Below are 13,640 nucleotides of genomic sequence, written 5' to 3'. Positions count from 1 at the left end.
CTCGCCCACGCTTTCGCTATGTTCAAACAGTCGTCATACATCTTACCTTTGCGACTTGCTGATGAGGCTCTGCGTTTAGAAATAGATGCGCGTGTGAATGCGCTAGATAATAAAAAGCCCCGGATTAAACGAGGCTATTACTGACACTCGGTTCTAAAATGATTCTCTATTGCTTCAGACATCCTTTTCATCCAGTCAGCCAGTTTTAAAGCGGCTTCATTCTCTGAATACAGTTTCGGAAAACCAGAAAACTCAATGCTTGCGATATATTTTCCGAACTCGTCTCTACTGATGACAAGTGTTTGTTCAAGAACGGTGTTTAAGTTGTTGTGTAATACGTAGTATTTACTGAGTTGCGTTCGCTCTTCTCTGTTTTTCTCAAAGTAAATCAAGTCAACTTCCGTCTGCATTTTTTCACCTACTGACACTGAGTTTTGATGTAGTCCTGCAAGCCTAATACCTGCTGATTGATTGCTGCTATTCGCTCTCTGAGGGTCCAATAATTTCGGATAGCGGTGTCAGCAGGTCTGGCGGTGGCTGCATCATCCATGCGGGCGCGGGAATCGGCTTCGCTCTTTGGACATGTGGCTTTGACGAACAAGCGCTTACGACCACTGGCAACATCATCACGAAGAGTATCAATTTCAGATTTGGCATTGGTAAGTTCCTGCGTGTGTTTAGTATCCAACTCAGACAAGCGTTTTATCCGCTCCTGCTGGCTGACAATTTCATTCTGTTGCTCCAACAGCCGACTCTGTAGCTGAACTGTTGCATCAAGCTGTTTGGTATACTGACCGTAATAGTGATACGCCAGCAATGAAACAAGAGCCAGAGCAATGATCGTGTAACTATGAGAATTAAACTTCATAATATCACCCTACAAAAGTGAAAAGGCTTTATCAATCACCTCATTGCTATAGGGCTGGCTACCATTTTCCACTGTAATAATGGCTTTAATCAGTTTGGTCATAAATGCCTGATTAAATACATCAACAACCTGGTCGCGGGTAACATCGGTGTCTTTACACACACGATTAATATAACCCGCCGTATTATTTTCTATCTCTGGCGCCCATCGTGAAATGATGCCGCTGACAGTATTGATCCCGTATTTCCTGTTGTAATTCCGAATGACCTTTATCATAGCCCGAATACCATATTCAGGACTGATAAACTGACAAAAAGATTTATCGGTACGCTGTGATTCAGGCACCAAACCTTGCCAATTATCCCCCCAGCGAATATTGCCGGGATTGTTGTTTCGTATACCCCTACTTTGCATCTGATACCCCGGCTTTACGATTCAAAGTCCCACGCATCAATTGGCCGAAAAAGTCCGTTCCCAGATAACCAATAATCACACTGCCGATGTAAGCCAGGTCCGTGCTCAAATTTAAAAAGACCAACAAATCACGGATAAACCACGCGATAAGTGCACACATCAGCGCGTCAATCATTGTCTTCCAGAACTTACCGCCGTTATATCGGCCTCTGAGGTAAGCCATTGTTGCAGCCAGTGCCGCGCCTAGCCCTTGCTCTTTGACTGATAACAGCCATAACCATAGCTGCATCCATATATCAGGCTGCTTGTCCATGAGTTTCATATTTCCACCCCCGACCTGGGGAATTTGAGTCCCGGCATTTGTCGGGTGTGAAAAGAAAAAGGCCGCGTCAGATCGCAGCCCTTGAAGTGTTGCCGGGTACTGCTCACGCCCGGCGCGTGTTTCCTGCTATACCCCTACAACAAGAAATCATCTAGAATTAACTCACCCCTACAATAATGTGAGACTAATATGATTACAGAAGCAGCCGCTGCTATTACAGCGACAAAGCAAGCTTTCGAATTGTTAAAAGTAATAAAAGATGCACGTGATGAAATTACTATCACTAACGCCATTGGCGAGCTCAGAGAAAAAATTAGCGAATTACAAATGGCTCATGCAGAGCTCTCCAGCCTTTACCTTGCTGAAAAGCAAATCACAATGAAGCTTACTGAGGAAAATGCCCAAATCAAGATGTTTGCTTTGCAGTCCAAGGATTATGAAATCTATACCACTGATGCCGGTTCGACGGTATACCGATTGAAGGCGCTTCCAGATTCTGATATCAAAACGCACTATCTTTGCGCACACTGTTTCCAGAAAAGAGAAATATCGATACTTCAACCAACAGGAGACACCGTATCGACTGCTAAAGGGTATTTTTTCCAGAGTCTTTGTCCTAATTGCTCTGTAAATATTCTTATGCATAAGATGATCCCAGTTAAGCCGAATTTTTCCGCTCTCTTGCCTCGCTGAAAATACTTGACCTGAGGCTATTTCTTACCGTTTTGATGATATTTTAGATGAGGACTGGGCTCCCAGGGAAAACTCAATTTACCTTCAAACTCATGTTTAAAGTTATCTAAAATCACATCAATCTCTGAGAGCCGTTGTTCCAGTGCGGCTCTTTCTTGTTTCAGTTTGTTGAAGTAAGTGACATGCAATCTTTGCTTATCTAACCAATCCTCCAAATGTTCAGAAGACATATTCGGATTGTAAAAGTACGGCTGGTTATCGCTCATGATAAATCTCCAGATACAAAAAAGGCCACACCATGCGCAGCCCTGAAAACAATATCGTATTTTAATCGCATTTTATTGACACAATACGATTAAAATCGTATTATCTAATCATCCCAAGCGGATAGGCTCTTTAACAAATGAGGAAACGATGGTTACGGTTCAATGGACGAGGAAAGCACGAAAACAGTTGCTTTCAATCGATACCAGATACCGGAAAGCTATCAATGAGAAGGTTAACCAACTTGAAACTTTCCCCGTAGTGATGTTGGACATCAAGAAGCTTCATGACCTTGATAACCAATACAGACTACGGGTTGGTGAATACAGGATAATCTTCGAAATCACTGACGGCGAGCCGGTTATCTGCTCGATAATGGCAGTCAAACGGAGAACATCGACAACGTACTAGGCGGGGCAACCCGCCATTTCCTCATTATTAAATTCACCGCGACTCTTGGCTACACGGATGAATATATGAAAATGCAATACATAAATGATGAAGCAGGAAAACCTCAATATGTTGTCCTGCCAGTAGCTGAATACGAAAAACTTCTCAGCACAAAGGAAGATTGGGAGGATGTGCCATACACTCCGTCAAAATATGATGAGGTGACCGTGCCTAACGGCGTCGTGTCTATTATGGTTGATCAGGATGTTTCTATTCTGGCAGCCTGGCGCATCTATCGTGGGCTGTCTCAGCATGAGGTAGCTGAAAAACTCAACACGGCTCAATCAACCGTGTCTCAGTGGGAGGCGTCAGATCGACCACAGAAGCGCACACGAGAAAAACTGGCTGCACTATACAACTGTACTCCAGAACAACTAATTCCATAACCCAACGGCCCCGATCAGGGGTCGTTTACTTTGGCTGTAAACCTTGAGTTTGCTACTGGTAGAAATAGAAAAACCCGCTCATCGGCGGGCCTGAATATTCTTTAGTGAGCATAGCTACAATTTCCCACTATCTGGAGAGATTACGCCAAGTTTATGCAAAACGCAAGCCCTCTCTTTTTTATCGCGTTACTTTGCTAAATTCAGATTCCGCTCTGCTTTCCTCGATATCACATTTCGCCACCAGCTTTTCATAGAATGGCTTCCAGTTACGCGACCAACTTGATTGTGTCAGCTCTGGCAGTAGAGCCTTAATTGCTGCATATGCCACTGATGACGGTACCCGACTATAACCACGGCCAGAACAACGCTCACAGATTTTAATTACTGGTGCACCCGTGGCTTTCGTTGCTTCACGGTCAACAACTTTCCCGGTACCGTTACAACGGCAACGACTGGATACAATCCCCTTGCCGTTACAAGGGGGGCAAAGTTCATCCACCCATTCCGTTTCTACCCGCTGCTCTATCACGTCCTTATATCCTGCATACTTAATCACATCACGCTGAACTGATGTTAGCCCGCGCCCATTGCAGTGAGCACATGAAGTGGTCGTTGCCGCTGACCGGGAATATTCCTCAAAGGCCATTTTTGCCAATATCACCAGGCATTTTCCCAGCCGGTTTCCACTGGCTTTGGTAATGAGTTTGGGGACCTGACGTCTGGCATACAAAGTCAGTTGCTCAACGGTTCGTATGGTATCTTCATTGCTGACGCCATGTTTACCCAAGAACGCAGCCATCCCAAACGTCGCTTTAGATTCAGCCATCCCTAATGCCGCCATCACATCCGTACCCGTGATCCGGTCCGTTGATGTGCATTTGGGAGAACTGTTGATTACCAGTCCTTTTGGGCTGAAATGTTTTAATGCTGATTCGAGTTTCATTATTCCACCCACTTCTTAAAAGACAGTTCACGTACTTCATCACCGTTAACGAGTACGTCATTGAAATCACCATGATCAGGCCAGCGAATACTGACCGTTTCTAAATCGTTTTTGGCAATGAGATTGCCTCTGGCGCACTCAAATGCTGCTGCGTGCCCGGTCGCTGAATACAGGTCCATATCAGCGAAAATAATTAAGTGTTTAACTCCTGCCGGCACTCTGAAACGCTTCATTAATGCGGCATTCATCACCGACCATGTATTACAGCCGTATATCTGTTTACATGAGAGAGCAGTTTCTATGCCTTCTGAGATACCTAGCGTTGATGAGACAGGGAATATACGAATAGCAACAGATCCCGCATGTTCTAAATAACTGTCGTTTTGGAGTGACAGCATTTTTTTAGCTGTAGGTGTATTGGCTTTTTTGTCACCGTCTAATAATGTCCTATGCAGATAACACAGCGCCCCTTTATCATCCGTAGCAAGAGAATACATAGCCTGAAAAGCTTTCGTTCCTACGGGTTGATGATGGCAATACCTGATTTGCTCGATGGGTAAACAGTTGATCCCCCGGTTGCGTAAATAGCTTTCGGCTGACGTTCCGCGCAGACTCACCAGTGTGGAATACTTCCCAATCACCTTGTCACGAAATGATGACCGGTCATCTTTATTGATAGAAGATTGAACGCTTTCAGGCTGATAGGCATACGTATTGCCAATAATTTCATCAACTTCTTTTGCCTGCGTTTTAAAATCTTTCTTCTGAGTTAGCCGAAGCAGCGCCCATCCATCACCAATATTACAGACGCAAATAAAAGTTCCCCGCCCATCGCGATCATCACAACGATATTTACCTTTATGGCCGCAAATGGGACACTTGCCTTTGTAATGCTTCTTTCCTGTCACAGGGGGCAGGCCATAATACTCAAAAACTTTAGCCCACTGTCCAATTACTGCATCCGTTGTTTTCATTCGCTGCCTCCCTGTGTGGCTGAACTGAGTTGTTTTTTCTCCTGCATCTTGGCCCATGCAATAAATTTAGATTTGATGAAATTATTCACTTCCGGGGTGATCTCTGCCGGATGGTCATTTAAGCCATTAGGGTACTCACTGAATTTGTCTCTAAAGGTATGCCTACACCAGCCATCGGAAATGGGTTTCCCCTGATTCGCCCGCTGGCGCTGGTAATATTTGATTTGTGACCACCAGCTTTGCTTTTCTTTCTTACTGTAGGTGCGGTCCTTGCCGTTGAGTTTTTTCAGTCCACGCGAGCAATCCACTTCCACATCTTCACCGCTTAAGGGCTTAAAACCGCATTTCAGGCAGGCATAAACGCCCACGGGCTTCATAAAGTGGCAACTGGGGCACTCTTTTGGGAGTCTTTCAGCTTTGTCACTGTCAGTACGGCGAGAAGCCTCTTTCATGCCGTCACTTTTTGAAGGCAATTTGTCATACTCGATGTCGTCGGGATAACCCAACCGATGAATTGAGCCGCTATGATCAAATATCATGCAGGTTTTTTTTCCGGGGGCGGTACGCAATCCGCGACCAAGACATTGGACCCAGCGGATTTCTGACTTCGTAGGCCGGGCATAAATGATGCAACGCACGTCACTGTCAAACCCCGCAATCAGTGTTCCTACGCTGACTAATATTCTTGTCACACCCTGCTCAAAGCGATGGATGATGATCTGTCTTTCTTCCGGGGGCGTCTCAGCAATGATGACCTCGGCATTAACACCGGCTTTGTTAAATTCGACTGTGATAAAATTGGCGTGGGCCACGTTGACGCAAAAGCAGATCGTCGGTTCATCATTACCATTCTCCAGCCAGTTCTTGACGATATCGCCCACCAGCATTGAATCACCCATGATCTCGGCTAGCTGGTCCTCTTTGTAATCCTGTCCAAAGTCATCACTGGAGGTCAGTTTTACGCCTTTCAGGTCCGGCTTGGTGGGCGCATAAAATTCATAGGTACTGAGTTCGCCTTTAGCGATAAGCTCCTTCATCGTGGTTGGTTTCAGGAGCTGTTGATAGTAGTTTCCCAGAAACGGAGAAAACGGCGTTCCTGACAGTCCAATCACTTTTACATCGGTGTTCTCTGCCAGATATTGAATCACTTCAAGCAGCTTTTTACGGCGTAAGTGAGCCTCGTCAATAATCAGCAAATCAATGTTGTCCGGGAAGTCGCGACGGATCAGCGTGTCAGCCGAGGCAATTTGAATCAGCCGGTTTGGGTCGTTAGGCTGGTAATCCCGCCACACATAACCAATTTCCTCCTCTGGCAGTCCGTACTGAATAAACCGGGTGGCAGTCTGACGAACCAAGGTCAGGTAAGGCGCGACGAACATCACCCGCATGCCGCGAGAGACGAAACCGGCTGTGATGAATGCCGATAAACCTGTTTTGCCGCTGCCGGTAGGCGCGTATACCATGAAGGTACTGTGCTGTTTCCAGTTCTGGCGCAACATAGACAATGCCCGGCTCTGAGTCGTGTTGGGGGTTATCGTCAGCATGTTTTACCTCCCCATTCCCTTAAGGCGGATTCAGTGACATAATTGCCTGTAGGCGCTGAACTCTGAGTGGTGCCTGCAAGAGCCGGTGCATGTCTCGCTAAAGTCTCCACCGGCTTCTTGCTCCCTTCTGAATATTTTTTTATCAAGCTACGGGCTATATTCTTCTGTCTGCCTGTTAGATATTTTCCACGCCGAAAATAACGGCTGAGTCCATTAATAAAGTCGTATTCCCATCTTGTCAGACCGGAACACCCTTTCACGGAAAGGAGCCGCTCTAAATCCCCAACAAGTTTTTCGCTGTTTTCCATTGCACCGCCCTCTGTTATTTCACTTTGCCAAGAGCACAGCCCTGACAGATATCAATTTAGCCTTTTAGACGTCTGGACGTATTTCGGCTTTTATACCCCTATAGTGATCTCCTATAAGATCTGAGTTGTTTTTCTTTGGCTGTGCCTTCCCTAACACCCCTTTCAAAGATCACCCCCCCTTACCCCCCTAGAAAGTTTTCCCCTCTTCCCCAAACCATCTAAACGTTTAGACGTCCAAACATCCATAATCTTTAAGCTCCTGTTTCTTTCACTAACTGCGGCTTCTCGGTATAACCCTGACTCGCCCTTGCATATTTCCTGACAAACTCCCTAAGCCGGATATTGGCCGCCCGCCTCGCTGCGTTATCTTTCCGGTACGAAATCGGTTCTTCATCCCAAGCCGCCTGATAAACCTCGGCATACCTGAAAGTGATTTTTGCCCGTGTAGCCGGATCAAGGCTCAGTAACATCTCCTGTATCCACTTGCCGTCATCAGGAAAATATTGAGATGGCATTGATACCTGAGCGTGAGGATTAATGAACATAGTTATAACTATTGAGATAAAATTTTTAACAAATTCATTTCTCTGCTCTTCGTATTGGGGCAAAAGCAAGACTTTCTTTTCGAATGGCCATATCGGGGCAAATCGCTACTGTTGCATCTTCAATCCTTTGCGAGAGAGATACAGACGGACGGCGAAAACCATGCGCGATTTGATTTAAATAGGCCGTGGTTGTTCCAGACATTTTGGCAATCTGGCTCCATTGGGCGGACGTGAGTTTTTGGCGAAGATTTAGTAATTCCCGATCCATTTATCACCTCTTCTGTTGATATAATTCATCATTAGCAATATGCTAACTATACAAACAGAGTGAAAGATTAGCAATACTGTAAATAGCATTTAGCTAATTAACGAGGTATTTTCAAAATGGAAACCAAAGATATTAGGCGTAAAAATTTAAAATCACTTATGGAATCAAGTGATCTATCCCAAGCATCATTTGCTATGCGCTGCGATTTATCGCCATCCATGATAAGCCAATTAATTAATGGATACAGGAACTTAGGGGATTCCCTATCTAGAAAGATAGAAGAAAAACTAAGCATAAAGCGCGGTTGGTTGGATGTTCCACATGATGAAATAATCAATTCAAATGAATTAACAGAGTCACCACTAGGCTCAATTGAAAGAGATAAAAAAATAACCCCACAAGAAGAGCATCTTGTAGACCTTTTTAGACAAATGCCAGAAAGGGAACAATCAAGAATAATCAACGAATTAAAGGAAAAGGCGGATGATTACGAACGGATCATTAACGAGTTACTGGAAAGGAGAAAACGCACACTGGGATGAATGATTCTAACGGCGCCGTTAAATTGGCGCTTCATTGCATAGTTTGTTTTTAAATTAATGTTATTAATAAACAACATGTTATCATTAATTTCAAAAAAATTAGCAATTTGCTATTGATAAAGAATTACCATGTAGCTATATTCAAATCATCCGGTACCACACATAAGAGGTGATTAGCATGACCGTAAATCAAGAGAATCAGGAAATTAGCGAAAAAGTAGAAATGCTTAGTTCAATTTTAGTTGGTTTGCAACGTCTGTTACTAAGCGGCGGCGTGTCAAAGAAAGACATAAATAACATAATTGGTTCAGCATTGAACATAAGCAATGAAATACATGTCAAGCTTGAAATTGACAATGGAAGCATGACTTATAATAAATGCGCAAACAAAAACATTAAAAGTCATACCAATGTCATTATTAGTGAATCTTATTTATCAAAATAAAGAATAGGTTGCGGTTAGAGATACACAGCTAAAAAATTACCAACATAACCTCAAAATCGATTACCGAGGTAAGCATGAAGCACAACAAGAAAAGACATTAATAAATTGCAAGTATCAAAGTATAAGCGAAATTTAATTGATTTAAAAATGGCTCTGGTGCTCGACACCAATCAAATACCAGAGCCTGAACAGAATAAACACTTTGAGGCATGATTACTATGTTCAACACAGATAATACCACAAAGACTTTTATTTTTGCAGTCAAAAAACACGCAGGTACTGAACAGCTCATTGTTAAGGTTAAATATGTGGCTGAAAGTTACCAGCAAGCCAAAAATTCATTATCCGAAATGTTTTCAGGATATTTTATTGTATGGATGGGGCAAATAAGCGAGGTGTGCAATGCGTAAACCAATTACTTTAGATGATGCAAAATACCGCTCAGGTTTGGCTATATCGCTATATGAAGTCATTACAGATATTGCAGCTAAAGAAGGGTGCTCAAACATTCTAACTGATCTAGTTGCACTTGCTTGTGATATTAATTTTGAGGTTTATCGTTCCCCTGAAGCAGCTTTAGCTAGTAGGGGTGAGGAATGAATAACAACTCTCTAAATAAGCTAAACAATATTCCTTATATTGGTTTAGCGGCAGATGATGCGTTCGGAAAAATCGAAGCTTTAGCAGCAGCGGCGGGTTATTTACTTGCTGATGACGGCCTAACTGAAATCGGGCTTGAACTTCTAGGTATTATCCAGACAATTGCCAGTGAAGCATCAAGGGGAAAATGATGAGTGACTTAGCTGATGATATCTCTGATATGAATTTAAAGGTCATGCAAATAGATGCGCTTCTCTGTATATGGCAAGAATCATTTAAAAAAGATTGTGATGAATCTTATTTCATCGGCGTACTACAGGGTTTAGTTTTCGAAGTGAAAAAAAAGCTGGATAAACTAGACGGGGCTTAAATTATGAAACCAAAAAAAATTGATTATTCCCATTTTTATGCTGATGGGATTATTAGTGGTAGCGGTATTGATGATGCATTCAGCGTGCATACATTACCCATCTATGTTGTTAGTCGTCATGGACGTTCTTACAAGCGCCAAAGTCGTAGTAGTGCCATTAATAAGCTAGCGCATATTATGACGCAGAAAGTATTTAGCCGGGCCGGACGAGATACCAACTACCCAGCCCGACCAATGGTTGGCGAAAACAATGTAGTAAACTGGACAGTAGGGGAATCACTGCCTGAATATATCGAGTGTCATAACAGAGCGGTACGGCGAATAAGATTGCTACTTAAACGTCGAAAAGAAATAGACGCACTGCGCATAAAATATATTTACGCTTTCGGTGAATATGAGCGATTAAAAAAAGAGTTTATTAACGCCACCAAGTAGCAGTCTAATAAAATTTTAATTACAGCTTAATGTCTGGGGATTATCTCAGCCTAAGCAAAGGGGTATCTGTGAGTAATCAAACATTAATTGAACGATACAGAAATCGCTTAATAGCTGCAAAACTCGATGCAATGACAGAGAAGACCAACAGCCATTGTATTACTGTTAGTCTTCACGATGGCTCTATGTGTACTGTTGAATTATCGAAGGAGATATTAAGAAAAGCTTTGCATGTGTTTTTCGAAGTGCCCGCTTATAACGAATATAAGCGAGATGAAGCTGATAAATATATTTTAGACAGCTATAGCAGTTACCTGTCAAAACACGGCGATAAATTAACGGGTGAGGGAAATGACTTTATGTGCGCTCTTATTAAGTTAATTGCAGAAAGAGCTAAGCACGGCGGATTTTCACCAGAATATACCTTTCAGTAAATAAGGACTCACAGTGAATATTACCCATTTTAATTTCTCACAAAGAGCTATTCAAAGTGAGCGTGAAGAAAAATACGAAACAGCGGCTATTTTTTGGAACAAAGCCGCTGAACATGCCAAGCACCAAGTTAACCGTGAATGGGCTGAATATCGTGCTGAACTGAATTCAAGTCGCCATACCTTACATAAGCGTCATGAAGAACTAAAAGCCCGCGCCAGTCAGCACCGTAAGGAAGAATGGGCAGCCAAAAAACTTGCTGCTGCCCTCAAGGCCCATATGAATAAAGAGGAGGCATCAGCATGAAAAGCTTTCACGAGTTAAAAGAGAAAGCCAAAGAGCTTGAAGAACACGGCCTGTTTAGACGCGCAGCTAATACCTATAGCGAGGCTATTGACTGGGCGCTGACAGATGAAGAACGCGAATGTTGCACTATTGATGCCAAACGTTGTGCAAGAAAAGCTCGGTCACCAAATAAAGCGGAGGGGATGTAATGAGCTGTCAAAATAAACCCCATACAGCCGGTGTGACTTCTGTTAGTCGGGACTCCAGAGTCACCCACAATCGCCGACAGGCACGCAAGTTAACACCGGAAGAGTTTTTATCACTGGATGCAGTGAAAGAGTATCTCGCGATTTATCCCGATAGTGTCAGACGTGATCCAGACACTGATGAAATCTGGTTAAACAAAACGCTAATGATAATGTACCTGGACATGTGCCAAGAGAAGAAACTTAAGAAATCTTTACTTAAGGCAATGAAAGAGCAAGGGGTATGAAAATGACCAATATAACTACCACCAGCAATCAAACGGCCGTGATGGGCAGCCGTGAAATCTCTGAATTAACAGATAAGCGCCACGATAACGTTATTCGTGACATCCGGGAAGTTCTGAAAGCCGTCTATAGCGTTGAATTCGATTCCTCATTTTTGAGGAATCATAGAAATCAACAAGTTATGTTTACCGCCGGGATTACTGTTGCTGTTGATGAGAGGGGTTTTATCAGTGAAATTTTCCTTGATCGCCGGAATACCGAAATCCTGATAACCGGATATGACGTAAGACGTCGTGCCGCCATCATTGACCGTTGGTTTGCTCTGGAGTCTGGCGCCACAAAACCAAAATCCCAAGCTGAACTTAACCTTGCCTACGCCTTAGCTCAAGTAGAACAGGAGCGCCGCCTTAATCAGGTTGAAGAAAAAGTTGAAGAGGTTTCTGAAACCATTGAGCAAATCAAGCAGGGAGTTATTCCCGTGGGTTGGATTGGGTTCTCTCTGGCTGCGACTGAATCAGGATTAACCAATGCCAAGTGCCGTACCTTGGCCGAACAGTACAACGTACCAACGGACAGCATCATCATAATGACACCAGACGGCCAGCCTCGCCCGATGAAAATCATATTTAAAGAGGACTTTATGAGCGCGTTCCGTCTGATGATGAGCGAAGCTGAACAGCGCAAATCCAAATGGTATCACGCCAAAATGGGCTTATTTCAGGTTATCGGGTGGGAGGGTAAATAATGATCAAACATCACACTAAGCCAGAATTTGATTACGGCAAGTATGGCGTCATTGTCATCACTGAGGACGCGAACAGCAAAGTCATGAGTTATGCGGAGGCGGTAGTATCACTGGACGCGGGTCAATATGACAATGATTTATTACTGGGCTTTGAATTGATAGCGGCTATTTTTCATGGCTGGAAAACAGGCTTCTATGCGCCAACCAGTGAACAACGGTTGATGTTTTGGCGGTGGATTGTCTCAGCCTCGTTTGTGCAAGAGCAAATAGACAGAAACGGCACCCTTGAAGTTGATAACGGCAAGGGAGGCACTGATACCGCAGCCCTCTACGATAATGGAACAGCAGCAATCACGATATACCCATTAGCAGAGCGCATGATGTTAGCAACCTATGTTGAGGGGATCGCCTTTGAAAAGGCCGGTAACGAAGACGGGGCGGATATGGCGGTCAGAATGTACATGGATTTTATCAATATGCAGCCAGAGATCGGCAACCGGCTATCTGAGAAAGGGCGCGAAGGGTTTTCTCTCTTGCACGATGACTTAATCAAAGCGGTAGAGGCTGGTGAGTTTAACACCATGCCGATTATTCATTGACAGGAGGCTCAGATGATAACAAAAAACTTTCATCTTAATGCACAGGCAAACACCTACGCCGCTATCTATCACGATGTAACAACCCGTAACGGTGGTGCCCACGGTGTAGATCTTAAAAAATTGTTCGGTACTGAAAATTTACAAGGAAAAAAATAATGATTATTGATTCTAGTTTACTACGAGCCGCTTTGGTTTGTGTGGCTAAGGTGAACAAGCACCCTCAATTAACGGGGGTACATATATCACCTAAGTATATTGAGGCAACCAATAGTCATGTTGCTGTTCGTATGGAGCACAACGTTGACACTGATATTGACCTAATTATTCGATTTGATGGTGATATTCCAGAAGCCGCTGAAAATACAAAAATAGACTTAGAAGGCGGCAGCAAGGCATTTCATTACGATGAAGATGGTCGCCTGTTTGGCTTTAATAATCTGAAAATACTGGATGGTCGGTTTCCTGATTTTGACAAAATCATCCCAACAGAGAAACTGGATGTTATGCCGTTCTTTCGTACCGAATATCTGTCCTACCCCTCTCGGATGTTTGACAGGTTAGGGGTAGTGATTATGGAACCATCCGGTATGAAGACAGCTTGCCGCTTTCGGTTCTGCCCTATAACGAACAAGTATTACGGCAACCCTGTGTTTATAGTCATGCCTTGCGAAGAGGATGTTTTCGAATTAATAACACGGGAAATGAAGAGCTGGTAAC

At 43.6% G+C, this 13,640-nt stretch carries 29 protein-coding genes; 18 read left to right on the top strand and 11 right to left on the bottom strand.

What is annotated here, in order from left to right; genetic code table 11:
• Positions 1-137: 137 nt before the first annotated feature.
• From EAE89_RS11080 to EAE89_RS11065, 4 genes are read right to left on the bottom strand one after another with little or no spacing between them, the layout of a single operon-like run.
• Positions 138-410, bottom strand: a complete 273-nt coding sequence (locus EAE89_RS11080) for a hypothetical protein (protein ID WP_214085830.1) — start codon at positions 408-410, stop codon at positions 138-140.
• An 8-nt stretch (positions 411-418) separates the two neighbouring features.
• Positions 419-868 carry a lysis protein gene (locus EAE89_RS11075; RefSeq protein WP_214085829.1) on the bottom strand — a complete coding sequence of 150 codons (450 nt, stop codon included), beginning with the start codon at positions 866-868 and terminating at the stop codon, positions 419-421.
• A 9-nt stretch (positions 869-877) separates the two neighbouring features.
• The gene (locus EAE89_RS11070; protein WP_214085828.1) at positions 878-1,282 is read right to left on the bottom strand and encodes a structural protein; all 405 of its coding nucleotides are present in this window, start codon (positions 1,280-1,282) and stop codon (positions 878-880) included.
• Positions 1,272-1,604 carry a phage holin, lambda family gene (locus EAE89_RS11065; protein WP_214085827.1) on the bottom strand — a complete coding sequence of 111 codons (333 nt, stop codon included), beginning with the start codon at positions 1,602-1,604 and terminating at the stop codon, positions 1,272-1,274. Before EAE89_RS11065 ends, EAE89_RS11070 begins: the two co-directional genes overlap by 11 nt.
• 189 nt (positions 1,605-1,793) lie before the next feature.
• Between EAE89_RS11065 and EAE89_RS11060 the strand changes: the two genes are divergently transcribed.
• Positions 1,794-2,297, top strand: a complete 504-nt coding sequence (locus tag EAE89_RS11060; RefSeq protein ID WP_214085826.1) for a hypothetical protein — start codon at positions 1,794-1,796, stop codon at positions 2,295-2,297.
• A 17-nt stretch (positions 2,298-2,314) separates the two neighbouring features.
• Here EAE89_RS11060 and EAE89_RS11055 read toward each other — a convergent pair whose 3' ends face one another.
• Entirely contained in the window at positions 2,315-2,563 is a 249-nt protein-coding gene (locus EAE89_RS11055; protein ID WP_214085825.1) for a hypothetical protein, read from the bottom strand.
• Positions 2,564-2,711: 148 nt separating this feature from the next.
• On the opposite strand from EAE89_RS11055, the gene EAE89_RS11050 reads away from it, so the two are divergent.
• Positions 2,712-2,972, top strand: a complete 261-nt coding sequence (locus EAE89_RS11050) for a type II toxin-antitoxin system RelE family toxin (RefSeq protein ID WP_214085824.1) — start codon at positions 2,712-2,714, stop codon at positions 2,970-2,972.
• Positions 2,973-3,037: 65 nt separating this feature from the next.
• Complete coding sequence (locus EAE89_RS11045; protein ID WP_214085823.1) at positions 3,038-3,397, top strand: helix-turn-helix domain-containing protein; 360 nt, start codon at positions 3,038-3,040, stop codon at positions 3,395-3,397.
• A gap of 178 nt (positions 3,398-3,575) precedes the next feature.
• On the opposite strand, the gene EAE89_RS11040 is transcribed toward EAE89_RS11045, so the two are convergent.
• From EAE89_RS11040 to EAE89_RS11015, 6 genes are all read right to left on the bottom strand, one after another.
• On the bottom strand, positions 3,576-4,340 hold the full coding sequence (locus EAE89_RS11040; RefSeq protein WP_214085822.1) for an antitermination protein: 765 nt from the start codon (positions 4,338-4,340) through the stop codon (positions 3,576-3,578).
• Entirely contained in the window at positions 4,340-5,314 is a 975-nt protein-coding gene (locus EAE89_RS11035) for a DUF7146 domain-containing protein (protein ID WP_214085821.1), read from the bottom strand. The genes EAE89_RS11040 and EAE89_RS11035 overlap by 1 nt, the downstream gene beginning before the upstream one ends.
• A complete protein-coding gene (locus EAE89_RS11030) occupies positions 5,311-6,858 on the bottom strand; it encodes a DEAD/DEAH box helicase (protein ID WP_214085820.1) in 1,548 nt (515 codons plus the stop codon). The genes EAE89_RS11035 and EAE89_RS11030 overlap by 4 nt, the downstream gene beginning before the upstream one ends.
• The gene (locus tag EAE89_RS11025) at positions 6,852-7,166 is read right to left on the bottom strand and encodes a hypothetical protein (protein ID WP_214085819.1); all 315 of its coding nucleotides are present in this window, start codon (positions 7,164-7,166) and stop codon (positions 6,852-6,854) included. Before EAE89_RS11025 ends, EAE89_RS11030 begins: the two co-directional genes overlap by 7 nt.
• 251 nt (positions 7,167-7,417) lie before the next feature.
• Complete coding sequence (locus EAE89_RS11020) at positions 7,418-7,711, bottom strand: hypothetical protein (protein WP_422615509.1); 294 nt, start codon at positions 7,709-7,711, stop codon at positions 7,418-7,420.
• A gap of 34 nt (positions 7,712-7,745) precedes the next feature.
• Positions 7,746-7,979 carry a helix-turn-helix domain-containing protein gene (locus EAE89_RS11015; protein ID WP_214085818.1) on the bottom strand — a complete coding sequence of 78 codons (234 nt, stop codon included), beginning with the start codon at positions 7,977-7,979 and terminating at the stop codon, positions 7,746-7,748.
• A gap of 116 nt (positions 7,980-8,095) precedes the next feature.
• Between EAE89_RS11015 and EAE89_RS11010 the strand changes: the two genes are divergently transcribed.
• The 15 genes from EAE89_RS11010 (at position 8,096) to EAE89_RS10940 (ending at position 13,639) form a co-directional block, all read left to right on the top strand.
• Positions 8,096-8,521: a transcriptional regulator gene (locus EAE89_RS11010; protein ID WP_214085817.1), complete on the top strand. Its 426-nt coding sequence runs from the start codon at positions 8,096-8,098 to the stop codon at positions 8,519-8,521.
• 178 nt (positions 8,522-8,699) lie between these two features.
• Positions 8,700-8,966 carry a hypothetical protein gene (locus EAE89_RS11005; RefSeq protein WP_214085816.1) on the top strand — a complete coding sequence of 89 codons (267 nt, stop codon included), beginning with the start codon at positions 8,700-8,702 and terminating at the stop codon, positions 8,964-8,966.
• 218 nt (positions 8,967-9,184) lie between these two features.
• A complete protein-coding gene (locus tag EAE89_RS11000; RefSeq protein ID WP_214085815.1) occupies positions 9,185-9,376 on the top strand; it encodes a hypothetical protein in 192 nt (63 codons plus the stop codon).
• Complete coding sequence (locus tag EAE89_RS10995) at positions 9,369-9,566, top strand: hypothetical protein (RefSeq protein WP_214085814.1); 198 nt, start codon at positions 9,369-9,371, stop codon at positions 9,564-9,566. Before EAE89_RS11000 ends, EAE89_RS10995 begins: the two co-directional genes overlap by 8 nt.
• Positions 9,563-9,757 (top strand): hypothetical protein, encoded by a 195-nt coding sequence (locus EAE89_RS10990; RefSeq protein ID WP_214085813.1) that lies wholly within the window; start codon positions 9,563-9,565, stop codon positions 9,755-9,757. The genes EAE89_RS10995 and EAE89_RS10990 overlap by 4 nt, the downstream gene beginning before the upstream one ends.
• The gene (locus tag EAE89_RS10985; RefSeq protein WP_112871973.1) at positions 9,757-9,936 is read left to right on the top strand and encodes a hypothetical protein; all 180 of its coding nucleotides are present in this window, start codon (positions 9,757-9,759) and stop codon (positions 9,934-9,936) included. The genes EAE89_RS10990 and EAE89_RS10985 overlap by 1 nt, the downstream gene beginning before the upstream one ends.
• A gap of 3 nt (positions 9,937-9,939) precedes the next feature.
• The gene (locus EAE89_RS10980) at positions 9,940-10,371 is read left to right on the top strand and encodes a hypothetical protein (RefSeq protein ID WP_214085812.1); all 432 of its coding nucleotides are present in this window, start codon (positions 9,940-9,942) and stop codon (positions 10,369-10,371) included.
• Positions 10,372-10,439: 68 nt separating this feature from the next.
• Positions 10,440-10,805: a hypothetical protein gene (locus tag EAE89_RS10975; protein WP_214085811.1), complete on the top strand. Its 366-nt coding sequence runs from the start codon at positions 10,440-10,442 to the stop codon at positions 10,803-10,805.
• 13 nt (positions 10,806-10,818) lie between these two features.
• A complete protein-coding gene (locus tag EAE89_RS10970) occupies positions 10,819-11,109 on the top strand; it encodes an ANR family transcriptional regulator (protein WP_214085810.1) in 291 nt (96 codons plus the stop codon).
• Entirely contained in the window at positions 11,106-11,297 is a 192-nt protein-coding gene (locus EAE89_RS10965; RefSeq protein ID WP_214085809.1) for a PerC family transcriptional regulator, read from the top strand. Before EAE89_RS10970 ends, EAE89_RS10965 begins: the two co-directional genes overlap by 4 nt.
• Positions 11,297-11,581, top strand: coding sequence for a hypothetical protein (locus EAE89_RS10960; protein ID WP_214085808.1), 285 nt, complete (start codon positions 11,297-11,299; stop codon positions 11,579-11,581). Before EAE89_RS10965 ends, EAE89_RS10960 begins: the two co-directional genes overlap by 1 nt.
• Before the next feature lie 2 nt (positions 11,582-11,583).
• Positions 11,584-12,324, top strand: coding sequence for a Rha family transcriptional regulator (locus tag EAE89_RS10955; protein ID WP_214085807.1), 741 nt, complete (start codon positions 11,584-11,586; stop codon positions 12,322-12,324).
• Complete coding sequence (locus EAE89_RS10950) at positions 12,324-12,923, top strand: hypothetical protein (protein ID WP_214085806.1); 600 nt, start codon at positions 12,324-12,326, stop codon at positions 12,921-12,923. Before EAE89_RS10955 ends, EAE89_RS10950 begins: the two co-directional genes overlap by 1 nt.
• A 12-nt stretch (positions 12,924-12,935) precedes the next feature.
• Positions 12,936-13,079 (top strand): hypothetical protein, encoded by a 144-nt coding sequence (locus tag EAE89_RS10945; protein ID WP_214085805.1) that lies wholly within the window; start codon positions 12,936-12,938, stop codon positions 13,077-13,079.
• Positions 13,079-13,639 carry a beta clamp domain-containing protein gene (locus EAE89_RS10940; RefSeq protein WP_214085804.1) on the top strand — a complete coding sequence of 187 codons (561 nt, stop codon included), beginning with the start codon at positions 13,079-13,081 and terminating at the stop codon, positions 13,637-13,639. The genes EAE89_RS10945 and EAE89_RS10940 overlap by 1 nt, the downstream gene beginning before the upstream one ends.
• Position 13,640: the final 1 nt, after the last annotated feature.

The organism is Photorhabdus heterorhabditis, from assembly GCF_018448905.1.
GTDB classification, from domain to species: domain Bacteria; phylum Pseudomonadota; class Gammaproteobacteria; order Enterobacterales; family Enterobacteriaceae; genus Photorhabdus; species Photorhabdus heterorhabditis.
The sequence above is the reverse complement of the archived record's forward strand: the minus strand, read 5'-3'. Positions and strand labels throughout refer to the sequence as shown.

Bases quoted from the DNA above. Each gene is read 5' to 3' on its own strand.
- EAE89_RS11080 (WP_214085830.1), bottom strand. From the start codon at position 410: ATGCAGACGGAAGTTGACTTGATTTACTTTGAGAAAAACAGAGAAGAG.
- EAE89_RS11075 (WP_214085829.1), bottom strand. From the start codon at position 868: ATGAAGTTTAATTCTCATAGTTACACGATCATTGCTCTGGCTCTTGTT.
- EAE89_RS11070 (WP_214085828.1), bottom strand. From the start codon at position 1,282: ATGCAAAGTAGGGGTATACGAAACAACAATCCCGGCAATATTCGCTGG.
- EAE89_RS11065 (WP_214085827.1), bottom strand. From the start codon at position 1,604: ATGAAACTCATGGACAAGCAGCCTGATATATGGATGCAGCTATGGTTA.
- EAE89_RS11060 (WP_214085826.1), top strand. From the start codon at position 1,794: ATGATTACAGAAGCAGCCGCTGCTATTACAGCGACAAAGCAAGCTTTC.
- EAE89_RS11055 (WP_214085825.1), bottom strand. From the start codon at position 2,563: ATGAGCGATAACCAGCCGTACTTTTACAATCCGAATATGTCTTCTGAA.
- EAE89_RS11050 (WP_214085824.1), top strand. From the start codon at position 2,712: ATGGTTACGGTTCAATGGACGAGGAAAGCACGAAAACAGTTGCTTTCA.
- EAE89_RS11045 (WP_214085823.1), top strand. From the start codon at position 3,038: ATGAAAATGCAATACATAAATGATGAAGCAGGAAAACCTCAATATGTT.
- EAE89_RS11040 (WP_214085822.1), bottom strand. From the start codon at position 4,340: ATGAAACTCGAATCAGCATTAAAACATTTCAGCCCAAAAGGACTGGTA.
- EAE89_RS11035 (WP_214085821.1), bottom strand. From the start codon at position 5,314: ATGAAAACAACGGATGCAGTAATTGGACAGTGGGCTAAAGTTTTTGAG.
- EAE89_RS11030 (WP_214085820.1), bottom strand. From the start codon at position 6,858: ATGCTGACGATAACCCCCAACACGACTCAGAGCCGGGCATTGTCTATG.
- EAE89_RS11025 (WP_214085819.1), bottom strand. From the start codon at position 7,166: ATGGAAAACAGCGAAAAACTTGTTGGGGATTTAGAGCGGCTCCTTTCC.
- EAE89_RS11020 (WP_422615509.1), bottom strand. From the start codon at position 7,711: ATGTTCATTAATCCTCACGCTCAGGTATCAATGCCATCTCAATATTTT.
- EAE89_RS11015 (WP_214085818.1), bottom strand. From the start codon at position 7,979: ATGGATCGGGAATTACTAAATCTTCGCCAAAAACTCACGTCCGCCCAA.
- EAE89_RS11010 (WP_214085817.1), top strand. From the start codon at position 8,096: ATGGAAACCAAAGATATTAGGCGTAAAAATTTAAAATCACTTATGGAA.
- EAE89_RS11005 (WP_214085816.1), top strand. From the start codon at position 8,700: ATGACCGTAAATCAAGAGAATCAGGAAATTAGCGAAAAAGTAGAAATG.
- EAE89_RS11000 (WP_214085815.1), top strand. From the start codon at position 9,185: ATGTTCAACACAGATAATACCACAAAGACTTTTATTTTTGCAGTCAAA.
- EAE89_RS10995 (WP_214085814.1), top strand. From the start codon at position 9,369: ATGCGTAAACCAATTACTTTAGATGATGCAAAATACCGCTCAGGTTTG.
- EAE89_RS10990 (WP_214085813.1), top strand. From the start codon at position 9,563: ATGAATAACAACTCTCTAAATAAGCTAAACAATATTCCTTATATTGGT.
- EAE89_RS10985 (WP_112871973.1), top strand. From the start codon at position 9,757: ATGAGTGACTTAGCTGATGATATCTCTGATATGAATTTAAAGGTCATG.
- EAE89_RS10980 (WP_214085812.1), top strand. From the start codon at position 9,940: ATGAAACCAAAAAAAATTGATTATTCCCATTTTTATGCTGATGGGATT.
- EAE89_RS10965 (WP_214085809.1), top strand. From the start codon at position 11,106: ATGAAAAGCTTTCACGAGTTAAAAGAGAAAGCCAAAGAGCTTGAAGAA.
- EAE89_RS10960 (WP_214085808.1), top strand. From the start codon at position 11,297: ATGAGCTGTCAAAATAAACCCCATACAGCCGGTGTGACTTCTGTTAGT.
- EAE89_RS10955 (WP_214085807.1), top strand. From the start codon at position 11,584: ATGACCAATATAACTACCACCAGCAATCAAACGGCCGTGATGGGCAGC.
- EAE89_RS10950 (WP_214085806.1), top strand. From the start codon at position 12,324: ATGATCAAACATCACACTAAGCCAGAATTTGATTACGGCAAGTATGGC.
- EAE89_RS10945 (WP_214085805.1), top strand. From the start codon at position 12,936: ATGATAACAAAAAACTTTCATCTTAATGCACAGGCAAACACCTACGCC.
- EAE89_RS10940 (WP_214085804.1), top strand. From the start codon at position 13,079: ATGATTATTGATTCTAGTTTACTACGAGCCGCTTTGGTTTGTGTGGCT.